The organism is Endozoicomonas sp. SESOKO4, assembly GCF_024606275.1.
Window position 1 is genome coordinate 1 of the sequence record NZ_JAHHPS010000537.1, and the last position, 1,511, is coordinate 1,511.

At 47.8% G+C, this 1,511-nt stretch carries 1 protein-coding gene; it reads right to left on the minus strand.

The features are described 5' to 3' along the window. On the minus strand, window positions 1–1,137 hold a 1,137-nt coding region (locus KDK16_RS10455), incomplete at its 3' end, for a hypothetical protein (RefSeq protein WP_257276022.1). Window positions 1,138–1,511: the final 374 nt, after the last annotated feature.

The following is a 1,511-nucleotide window of genomic DNA, read 5'->3' on the forward strand; positions in this document are numbered from 1 at the left end:
CTGAACAGAGGCCATAAAAAAGTGCAGAACCGCCTTTTCCAACAGTTGCAGAATCAACTCGGCGCGGTTGGCATTCGCCAGTTGTTTAATGGTTGCGTCAACGCTGGTTTTAATGTGATCCTGCCCCTGCAAGGTCATGCCAAAATGCGGGTATGGAAACAGCTTATAGGTCAATTGCAGGTGGCTGTCGCAATCGGGTTGTTGCTCACCACAAAGAGACAACTGACCACTATGACCATCCGCATCAAATTCAAGCTGGCCAGCAACCCTTGACACAGGGAAACGGGTTGATGCCAAATCGGGATTTTGGATAAGGGCTACTGTGTTTTTAATGACTGCATCGGTTAACAGGCTGGCAATAGAATGCCCCCTGGCAAAAGCTTTCAACTCATCTTTCGCTTCATTATGCAACAACGACTCAATACTCACCGGCAGAGTTTCTGAAGCTTCGCTGTGGGTCAGTGCGACTAACGTTGATTCTGTGGCTTTTTCTGAATAATGAATGTCAATGCGAACGGCTTCTGGCGCCTCGGGTGAAACCCATGAGAGATCAATATGAACGACACCGTGTTGGGAACTGGCCTCATAAAGCTCCAGCCAGGGGGAATAGCCGTCGGGTAGTGGCTTCTCAGCCAGCCAGGGACTGATGGATGGGCTCAGCGGGAATGGCGTTATTCGCAAAATCTGCTGATGACCTTCCTGCTGGTAAATCAGCTCCAGGTAAAATCGTTTGCGGATGTGGGGTGGGTCCACCTGAATTTGCTCTGGTCCTAAACGAGTACCGGTATACCAGCTGTACAGGGCACTTTTGACACTGGGCAAAATGGCCATGGAGAAGACTTGAGCCGTGTGCAGCGTGACAGGGTTTGCTGTCCAGCGACTGAGCACGGAGGCGGTTGTTTTACTTGCCATCCAGTACATCAAGGCGTTGGATGCCAGCGAGGGCAGTGCGCGTAAACCGTTCAGAGATAAATAATCATCATAGCGACGAAAAGTAAAATCGTCTCCAACCCGGAAAAAAAAGCCAAGGGGTGAAGTACTATGAAACTCCAAATCAACCGGTGAAAGAGTGTTGAACAGAATTTCATCTTCACCAGAATTCTGATTATCAGTATCTGAACAAGCAAAGCCTGCCAAAGATAACTGCAGGACAAAAATGAAAAATAATGCGAAAACTACCACGGATCGAGCAGTAACGAGACTGCTCAACTTTGATGAGTGATGGGCGCACGAAAACAAATAATAATCTCTTAAGTTTTCCACAGCGTTAAAGCAGGCATCATGAATTCATGGTGAATGCCACTGGTGAACCAGCCTAGTCAATATTTTTGATTCCGGCAAAAAAGAAATCCTACAAATTTCTTGCTCCGCACAAGAAGCTCGAAGCATTGTGCAGATGTTCGCGTTGTGATAAACGGTTGCTGTCGTCAGGAGTGGGAACGACATAATGGGATGGTTCGCTAGCAGCCTGTCGGACTTAAGCGTCCGTAGCGAGGATTGCAAGAAATTGA